This is a genomic window from Pelagibacterium lacus, from assembly GCF_003345525.1.
Taxonomy (GTDB): Bacteria; Pseudomonadota; Alphaproteobacteria; order Rhizobiales; family Devosiaceae; genus Pelagibacterium; species Pelagibacterium lacus.
Map to the genome: position 1 here is coordinate 182,350 of NZ_QQNH01000005.1, position 9,101 is coordinate 191,450.

General features: G+C 68.4%; 9 protein-coding genes. 8 read left to right on the top strand and 1 reads right to left on the bottom strand.

The genetic code is table 11. From position 1 onward, the window contains the following. The first annotated feature begins 78 nt into the window (after positions 1-78). From tsaD to DVH29_RS05905, 4 genes are read left to right on the top strand one after another with little or no spacing between them, the layout of a single operon-like run. The gene (gene tsaD, locus DVH29_RS05890; protein ID WP_114645230.1) at positions 79-1,140 is read left to right on the top strand and encodes a tRNA (adenosine(37)-N6)-threonylcarbamoyltransferase complex transferase subunit TsaD; all 1,062 of its coding nucleotides are present in this window, start codon (positions 79-81) and stop codon (positions 1,138-1,140) included. Continuing rightward, a complete protein-coding gene (locus tag DVH29_RS05895) occupies positions 1,137-2,123 on the top strand; it encodes an NAD(P)H-dependent glycerol-3-phosphate dehydrogenase (protein ID WP_158541577.1) in 987 nt (328 codons plus the stop codon). Before tsaD ends, DVH29_RS05895 begins: the two co-directional genes overlap by 4 nt. Positions 2,124-2,126: 3 nt before the next feature. Next, positions 2,127-2,423: a YciI family protein gene (locus DVH29_RS05900; RefSeq protein WP_114645231.1), complete on the top strand. Its 297-nt coding sequence runs from the start codon at positions 2,127-2,129 to the stop codon at positions 2,421-2,423. 4 nt (positions 2,424-2,427) lie between these two features. After that, the gene (locus tag DVH29_RS05905; protein WP_114645232.1) at positions 2,428-2,844 is read left to right on the top strand and encodes an EVE domain-containing protein; all 417 of its coding nucleotides are present in this window, start codon (positions 2,428-2,430) and stop codon (positions 2,842-2,844) included. Between the two features lie 59 nt (positions 2,845-2,903). On the opposite strand, the gene DVH29_RS05910 is transcribed toward DVH29_RS05905, so the two are convergent. Then, positions 2,904-3,095, bottom strand: coding sequence for a DUF1674 domain-containing protein (locus DVH29_RS05910; RefSeq protein ID WP_114645233.1), 192 nt, complete (start codon positions 3,093-3,095; stop codon positions 2,904-2,906). 109 nt (positions 3,096-3,204) lie between these two features. On the opposite strand from DVH29_RS05910, the gene htpX reads away from it, so the two are divergent. From htpX to purH, 4 genes are all read left to right on the top strand, one after another. Further along, positions 3,205-4,182, top strand: coding sequence for a zinc metalloprotease HtpX (gene htpX, locus DVH29_RS05915; protein ID WP_199562533.1), 978 nt, complete (start codon positions 3,205-3,207; stop codon positions 4,180-4,182). Positions 4,183-4,190: 8 nt separating this feature from the next. Continuing rightward, positions 4,191-5,495: an RsmB/NOP family class I SAM-dependent RNA methyltransferase gene (locus tag DVH29_RS05920; RefSeq protein WP_114645235.1), complete on the top strand. Its 1,305-nt coding sequence runs from the start codon at positions 4,191-4,193 to the stop codon at positions 5,493-5,495. Between the two features lie 119 nt (positions 5,496-5,614). Beyond that, positions 5,615-7,228, top strand: coding sequence for a heparinase II/III family protein (locus tag DVH29_RS05925; RefSeq protein ID WP_114645236.1), 1,614 nt, complete (start codon positions 5,615-5,617; stop codon positions 7,226-7,228). 119 nt (positions 7,229-7,347) lie between these two features. Next, entirely contained in the window at positions 7,348-8,937 is a 1,590-nt protein-coding gene (gene purH / locus DVH29_RS05930) for a bifunctional phosphoribosylaminoimidazolecarboxamide formyltransferase/IMP cyclohydrolase (RefSeq protein ID WP_114645237.1), read from the top strand. Positions 8,938-9,101: the final 164 nt, after the last annotated feature.

Consider the following 9,101-nt stretch of genomic DNA (forward strand, 5'->3'; position numbering starts at 1 on the left):
GACAACGCGCGGGAGTGCTGCAGCGATCCCGCTTTTGCCATCAGATCATAGAGCTAGGCCAGAGACCAGATCGCCGCAATGGATCGCGACACGCTGATTTTGGGAATCGAGACGAGCTGCGACGAGACCGCCGCCGCCATCGTGCGCCGTCATGCCGATGGAAGGGGCGAGATCGTCTCCAATATCGTGCGCAGCCAGATCGAGGAGCACCGCCCATTCGGGGGCGTGGTGCCCGAACTGGCGGCGCGGGCCCATGTGGTCCATCTCGACGCGATCATCAGACGCGCCCTGGATGAAGCCGGCACCGCCCTTTCCGATCTCGACGCCATCGCCGCGACGGCCGGGCCGGGACTGATCGGGGGGGTGCTGGTGGGGCTGACCACCGGCAAGGCGCTGGCCGCCGCCTCGGGCAAGCCGCTCGTCGCCGTCAACCATCTCGAGGGCCATGCGCTGACCGCGCGGCTTACTGATGGGGTGCAGTTTCCCTATCTGATGCTGCTGGTCTCGGGCGGGCATTCCCAATTCGTCCTGGTGCGCGGGGTCGGCGACTACCAGCGCTGGGGCTCGACCATAGACGACGCGCTGGGGGAGGCCTTCGACAAGGCGGCCAAGCTGCTGGGCCTCGGCTATCCCGGCGGGCCGGAAGTGGAAAAGGCGGCGCGCGCGGGCGACCCGACCCGCTTCGCCCTGCCCCGGCCGCTGCTGCGGGAAAAGCGCCTCGACTTCTCCTTTTCGGGGCTGAAGACTGCCCTGCGACTGGCCGCCGAATCGGTGGCCCCGGTCTCGGAGCGAGACATCGCCGATCTCTGCGCCAGCTTCCAGGCGGCGGTGACCGACATCATCGCCACCCGGGCCCGTCAGGCGCTGGAGCGCCATGCCGAACTGTTCCCGGACCGCCAGCCGGTCTTCGTCGTCGCGGGCGGGGTTGCGGCCAATCGCGCCATTGGCGGCGCCCTGCGCGCCGTGGCCGAGGAGACCGGCAGCAGGCTGGTCATCCCGCCGCCGGCGCTGTGCACCGACAATGGGGCGATGATCGCCTGGGCCGGAGCCGAGCGGCTGGCCCTGGGGCTGGTCGACGGCTTTGCCGCGGCGGCGCGGCCGCGCTGGCCGCTCGACGAACTCGACAAGGGGGCGGCGTGAGCATCGTAGTGATCGGAGCCGGCGCCTGGGGCGCCGCGCTGGCCCAGGCGGCGCGGTTTGCCGGGCATGCAGTCACCCTCGTCGGCCGCGACACCGAGGCGGTGGCCGAGATCAACGCCCGCCATACAATCACCCGCTATCTGGGGGACCTCGCGCTCGATCCCGGCCTCGTGGCCCAGACCGGCTTTGCCGGGCTGGAAGCCGCCGAGGCGGTGCTCATGGTGGTGCCCGCTCAGGCCACCCGCGCGACGCTGGCCGCCATCGGGCCCAAAAAACTGGCCGGCAAGCCGGTGATCCTCTGCGCCAAGGGGCTGGAAACCACGAGCCATGACCGCCAGAGCCAGATCCTTGCCCGGCATGCCCCCCAGGCCGAGCCCTTCGTGCTGTCCGGCCCGAGCTTTGCCCATGACGTGGCGGCGGGCAAGCCCACGGCGGTGACCCTGGCCGGTCCTTCCATCGAGCGCGCCGAGACGATGGCGGCGCTCCTTGCCTCGGACTGTTTCCGCCCCTATGCCAGCGGCGATATCGTCGGGGTCGAGATGTGCGGCGGGCTCAAGAACGTCTATGCGCTGGGGGCCGGGGCCATAGAGGGGGCGGGGCTGGGACTCTCGGCCCGCTCGGCCTTCCTCGCCCGTGCCTATGCCGAGCTGGGCCGGATGATCGTCGCCCTCGGCGGCAGCGAGGCGACCCTTGCCGGGCTGGCCGGCATCGGCGATCTCGCCCTGTCCTGCACCTCGGACCAATCACGCAATTACCGCTTCGGCATGGCGCTGGGGCGCGGCCAGTCGGTCGCAGCCATAAGAGAGGGCGGCATGGGGCTGGCCGAAGGCGTCTTCACCGCCCCGGTGGCCCGCGCGGTGGCCGAGGCCAATCACATCGATGCCCCGCTGATCGCGGCGGTGGATCTCCTCTTGTCGGGTGAGGCAAGGATCGAGACCATCGTCCCCATGCTCATGCGGCGGCCCCTCAAACGCGAAGGATAGACAATGACCCAGATGTTCGCGGTGATCGCGACGGACAAGCAAGATCATTTCGAAATGCGCATGCAGACCCGCCCGAGCCATCTGCAATATTGGGAGGACAATGGCGATGCCATGGTGCTGGCCGGCCCGCTGCTGGGCGAGGACGGCAAGGCCATGGGCTCGATGATGGTGGTCGCCGCCGCCGACCGCGCCGAGGCCGAGCGGGTGGTGGGCGCCGATCCCTATGCCCTGGCCGGGGTGTTCGACAGCGTCACCATCACCCCGTGGAACTGGGTGATCAAGCGCCCCGAGGGGATGTGAGACCATGGCGTACTGGCTGTTCAAGACCGAACCCGAAACCTGGGGCTGGGACGATCAGGTGAAAAAGGGCGCCCCCGAGGAGTGGAACGGGGTGCGCAACTATCAGGCCCGCAACAACATGCGCGCCATGAAGCAGGGCGAGCTTGGGTTTTTCTACCATTCGGTGAAGCAAAAAGCCGTGGTGGGCATCGTCCGCGTGGCCAATGAGGTCCACCCCGATTCCACCACCGACGACCCGCGCTGGGAATGTGTCGACGTTGAGGCCGTGCGCCCCTTCGCCAGACCGGTGACGCTGGACGAGATCAAGCAGGTGCCCGAACTCGAAGCCATGGTGCTGGTCAACAATTCGCGGCTCTCGGTGCAGTCGGTGAGCGACGCCGAATGGGCCATAATCTGCAGGATGGGCGGGGTCGAGCCCTAGAATCTTTGTTTTGTCGCGAGATCGAACCGGAAAAGTCTGCAACTTTTCCTGATCTCACTCTAAAAGTCCGATGAAATGCCCTTGATCTCCCAATCGCCATAGCGGGCGGGGTCGAGCCCGCCACGGCCATCGACCTCGCGCGGCGCGTTGGAGGTGCGAGCGTCGATCTCGGCCTGTCGGGCCCTCGCTTCGGCCAGCGCCCGGCGGGCGGTCTCAGGATCGGGGCGTTTCAGGGGCTTTTTTTCGCTCATGGGCAGGCCTTCATGACGACAAGTTTAGGGAACCGGTCTCTTGTGGGCGGGGTTTTGCGTTCCCATCATATAAGCACCACAACCGCTTGAGGAAAGCACCCGCCTGATGATGAACGCATTGCGAACCACCATTCTGCTGGCCGGGATGACCGCGCTGTTCATGGGCGTGGGCTATCTTGTCGGCGGCACCGGCGGCATGACCATCGCCTTCATCTTTGCCCTCGGGACCAATGCCTTCGCCTATTGGAACTCGGACAAGATGGTGCTTTCGATGCAGGGCGCGCGCGAGATCGACCCGCGCTCGGCCCCCGACCTGTACCGGATGACCGAACGGCTGGCCGCCAATGCCGGCCTGCCCATGCCCCGGCTCTACCTGATCGAGACGGACCAGCCCAATGCCTTCGCCACCGGCCGCAGCCCCGACAAGGGCGTCGTCGCCGTCTCCGCCGGCCTGTTGCGCTCCCTCGACAATGGCGAGGTGGCGGCGGTGATCGCCCATGAGCTGGCCCATATCAAGAATCGCGACACGCTGACCATGACGGTCACCGCGACCCTGGCTGGCGCGATCTCCATGCTGGCCCAGTTCGGCATGTTCTTCGGCGGCTCGCGCGAGAACAACAATCCGCTCGGTTTCGTGGGCGTGATCGCCATGGTGATCCTCGCCCCCATCGCCGCCATGCTGGTGCAGATGGCGGTGAGCCGCACGCACGAATACGAGGCCGACAAGGACGGAGCCGAGATCTGCGGCGATCCGCAGGCGCTGGCCTCGGCGCTGCGCAAGATTTCAGCCGCCGGACAGCGCGTGGTCAACATGCCCGCCGAGCGCGCCCCGGCCATGGCGCATCTCTACATCTCCAACCCGCTGTCGGGCGCGCGCATGGACAATCTGTTCTCGACCCACCCCAATGTCGAAAACCGCATCGCGGCGCTGATGAGCATGCGGGTTTCCGGCGGGGGCGGTGGCCAAACCCCGCGCGGACGGGTAAACCCAATCGAAGCCACTCCCCGGCCCGGCCAGAGCTGGCGCGCGCCCGGCACGCGGCCCCGGCCGCAGGGGGACGATTCGTCACCTGGACCCTGGGGATAGGACACGCCTTGCCACCGCCGAAATTTCTTCCCGGCCTCAAGCCCCGGCTCGAGGCCGCCTTTCACCTGCAAAAAGTCCTCGGCGGCAAGCCCTTCGCCCCCATAGGGCCCGACCGGCTGCCCGATCCGCGCGATCGGGCGCTGGCCAACCGGCTGGCGACCACCGCCCTGCGCCGTCACGGACAGATCGACGCCGTCTTCTCGGCGGTCCTTCCCAAGGGCGTACCGCAACGGGCCGGCATTCTCGAGGCGGTGCTGCGGATCGGGGTCGCCCAGCTTCTCTATCTCGGTGACATCCCCGCCCATTCGGCCCTCAACCTCGCCGTCGAATCGGCACGGGCCGACAAGCGGGCCGGGCGCTTCGACCGGCTGGTCAATGGCGCCCTGCGCACTGTGCAGCGCCAGGCGGAAACTTTCGCCGCCCTGCCGCCGGCCCTGCTGATCCCCGACTGGCTGGCCAGCCAATGGTCCGCCGCCCATGGGGAGGAGGCCGTGGCGCGCTTCGCCGAGCGGCTTGTCGAAACGCCGCCCCTCGACCTGACCCTCAAGCAACCCGACGCGGCGCTTGCCACTGCGCTCGGCGGCGAGCGGATCATCGGCCCCACGCTGCGCCTTAAAGAGCGCGAGGCGGCCATTCCCGACCTGCCCGGCTTTGCCGAGGGCCGATGGTGGGTGCAGGACGTATCCGCCGCCATCCCAGCCCGCCTGCTCCAGGTCCAGCCCGGCGAGCGTGTGCTCGACATCTGCGCCGCCCCGGGCGGCAAGACGGCGCAACTGGCCGCGGCCGGGGGCGAGGTCACCGCCCTTGACATCTCGCCCGAGCGCATGCAGCGGGTGGCGGCCAATCTCGAACGCCTGCAGCTCGGCGCCGAAATGGTGGTGGGCGACGCGCTCGCCTTTGCGCCCGCGCAACCCTTCGACGCCATCCTGCTCGACGCCCCCTGCTCGGCCACCGGCACCTTCCGCCGCCACCCCGAAGTGCTGCGGCACCGGGACCAGGCGGGAATCGCCGGCCGCGTGGGCATGCAGCGCCGCATGCTGGAGCGGGCCTACGCCATGCTCAAGCCGGGCGGGCGGCTGGTCTATTGCGTCTGCTCGCTCGAAGCGGCCGAAGGCGAGGAGCAATGCGCCTGGGCGCTGGACGCCCTGCCCGGCGCGCGCCTCCTCCCCATCGCCGGCGACGAGCTGGAGGGCTGGACGGCGCCGCTCCGGCCCGATGGCACGCTGCGCCTCACCCCGGCTCTCGACCTGCCCGGCGGGGTGGCGGGTGGCCTTGACGGGTTCTTCGCCATGCGGCTGCTCCGGTCGGCCTGAGCTTCCGCCTCGCCTTTCCCTGTGGTTAACATTTTCTTGATACCCCTTGGGCTTCGTGCGAGCAGTGTTGGACCATGCGTTTGTTGAGTCGGTTGAGTTTCGGGATGCGTCGGGGCGCGTTGGCGGTAGCCGACCGCATCGTCACCCATCCGCTCAACGCCTGGACCTGGTCGGGCAGCGCCGACACCCGCTTCGCCCCGCGACTCGCCGATTTCCGCCCCGCCGACAGCCAGACGGTGGTGGAGATGATGGAGGGCAAATATCTCCTGGCCGGGGAAACCGTCGAGACCGGCGGCACCTCGCCCTTCGCCCTTCTCGATGAATCCGATGCCTGGCAGCTCGAACTCAACGGCTTTGGCTGGCTGCGCCATTTCGCCGGGGTCACCGATCCCGGCCAGCGCGCCTTCGCCCGCACCCTGGTGCGGGACTGGCTGGCGCGTCACGAGCGGTTCGACCGGGACATCTGGGGGGTTTTCGTCACCGGGAGGCGCGTGCTCAACTGGCTCAAGGCCTATGCGCTGCTGACCGATGGCGCCAGCCCCGACCAGATGCGCCGGCTCAACCGTTCGCTGGCCATCCAGCTCCATTCGCTGAAGGTCCGGGCCGGGCTGTCCCCCGACCCCATGGCGCGGATCATGGCCGCCATCGCGCTGGCCGGAGCGGCGCTGAGCGAGGCCGAGACGGCCGGCGATCTCGACGCCCTGGTCGGCGACCTCGCCGCGCTGCTCGCCCGCACGGTGGACGGCGACGGGCTGGTCATCACCCGCAACCCGCTGCACCAGATCCAGATCCTCGTCGAGCTGATCCCGGTCAACCAGGCGCTGATCCAGCGCCATGGGCGCCTCGCCCCCTTGCTGGCCCAGCGCATGGAGGCCATGCACCGGGCCCTCGACCATCTGGTGCTCGGTACGCGCGAAGCCGCCTTTTTCCATGGCTGCGGCCAGGTGCCGGTGGAGCTGGTCCTCTCGATTGGCGCGCAATCGGGCATCAGGAGCAGCGGCTCGGGCCTGGTCGGCGGCTATGGCGTCCTGGTCGACGGGCCGGGCAAGCTGGTGGCCGATGGCGGACGGTTGCCGCCCATCGAGGCCTCCCGCGACGCCCATGCCAGCGCGCTCGCCTTCGAATTTGCCTGCGGCTCGACCCTTGTGGCGGGCAATTGCGGCCCGGCCCCCGCGCAGCTGGACGACAGCCGCGATCTCTTCCGCCACACCTCGGCCCACAGCGCCCCCACCATCGACGACCTCTCGAGCGCGACCATCGTCGGCCGGGGCCCGGGCCGCGAGGCGGCGCTCGAAAACGCCAGGCCGGGCGCGATCGGGTTCGATGCGGCGGAAAACACCCTCGAATTGCGCTCCGGCGCCTATGGCGAACGCTACGGACTCGACATCGTCCGCCGCCTCACCCTGATGGGGGGCGGCCAGACGCTGGTGGGCCAGGACCGCTTCGTCGCCGGGCCGGGGCGCAAGAAGCAGCAGGGCGCGTTCTCGATCCGCTTCCACCTCGCCCCCGGCGTGGTGGTGGAGCGCAGCGCCGAGGAAGACCTCATCCGCCTCGTCTATCGCAATGGCGAGGTGTGGACTTTTCTGTGGGAGGGCGCGGCGGCCGAAATCGACGACAGCGTGCGCCACTCGGCCCATTTCGGGCTCAACCGCACGCGCCAGATCGTCCTGCACGGCCCCGCCTTCGACGGCGCCGACATCGCCTGGGTGTTCACGCGGCAAAGCCAGGGGTGAATGGAGCGGCCCGGACTGTGCCCCAGCCGATTTGACCTTTTGTCGCTGTTTCCTCCCGGGGCAAAGCGTGATAGGCCGCGCCAATCTCCCTCGGATATGTGAATGGCAGGATCAGTCTCATGGTGCATGGCGCAACCAAGATCAAACGGGCGTTGCTGTCGGTCTCCGACAAGACCGGCATCATCGAATTCGCCACGGCGCTGGCCGGGCTCGGCGTCGAGATCATCTCGACCGGCGGCACGCGCAAGGCGCTGACCGATGCCGGCCTGCCGGTGATCGATATTTCCGAGGTCACCGGCTTTCCCGAGATCATGGACGGCCGGGTGAAGACCCTGCACCCCAAGGTGCATGGGGGCCTCCTGGGCATCCGCGCCAATGAGGCGCACCGCTCGGCCATGCGCATCCACGACATCGCGCCCATCGACCTGCTGGTGGTCAATCTCTATCCCTTCGCCCAGACCGTGGCCAAAGGCGCCGAATATGACGAGGTGATCGAGAATATCGATATCGGCGGCCCGGCCATGATCCGCGCCGCCGCCAAGAACCATGGGGACGTGACGGTGATCGTCGATCCCGCCGATTATGGCGACGTGCTCGCGGCCCTGAAAGAAACCGGCGAGATCGCCTATCCCGCGCGGCAGAAATACGCCGCCAAGGCCTATGGCCGCACCGCCGCCTATGACGCGGGGGTGTCCAGCTGGTTCGCCAAAACCCTCGAAACCCCCGATCTCGCCTGGCGCAGCTTTGCCGGCACCCTGCGCGAAACCATGCGCTATGGCGAAAACCCGCACCAATGGGCGGCCTTTTATGCCGATGGCTCCAACCGCCCCGGCGTCGCCACCGCGACCCAGCTGCAGGGCAAGCAGCTCTCGTTCAACAATATCAACGACACCGACGCCGCCTTCGAGCTGGTCGCCGAATTCGATCCGGCGAAGACGGCAGCGGTGGCGATCATCAAGCACGCCAATCCGTGCGGGGTCGGACAGGGCGCGACCATCCTCGACGCCTACAAGGCGGCGCTGATGTGCGATCCGGTCTCGGCCTTTGGCGGCATCGTGGCGCTCAACCGACCGCTGGAAGCCGATGCGGCGCGGGAAATCGTCAAACTGTTCACCGAAGTGATCATCGCCCCCGGCGCCAGCCCGGAGGCCATCGACATCGTCGCGGCCAAGAAGAACCTGCGTCTCCTCGTGACCGACGCCCTGCCCGATCCCAAGGCCGAGGGGCTGACCGTGCGCTCGGTGGCCGGGGGATTGCTGGTGCAGACCCGCGACAATGCCAATGCCGAGGACTGCGAACTCAAGGTGGTGACCCGGCGTGCGCCCACCGAGCAGGAAATGGCCGACCTCCTCGTCGCCGCTAAAGTGGCCAAGCACGTCAAGTCCAACGCCATCGTCTATGTCAGGGACGGGGCGACGGTGGGGATCGGCGCGGGCCAGATGAGCCGGGTGGATTCGGCGCGGACCGCCCACCGCAAATCCCAGGACGCCGCCCGCGCGGCCGGCCTGGAGGGCGCGCTGACCCAGGGCTCGGTGGTGGCGTCGGACGCCTTCTTCCCCTTTGCCGACGGGCTCGAGGCGCTGGTCGAGGCCGGGGCAACGGCGGTGATCCAGCCGGGCGGCTCGGTGCGCGACGACGAGGTGATCGCCGCCGCCGACAAGGCCGGCCTTGCCATGGTGTTCACCGGCATGCGGCATTTCCGGCACTGACGGATGACGGCGAGGGTAGTGCCTGCGTCGCAAGGGAGCTCGCTGCGCTCGCACCCCCACCCCTAACCCCTAACCCCTCCCCGCAAGGGGGGATTGTTCATGTTGGACTCGCGAGTTGCTTTCGCGCGAGGAAGATGTCGAGAGTGATGTGGAGCATTTCGAGT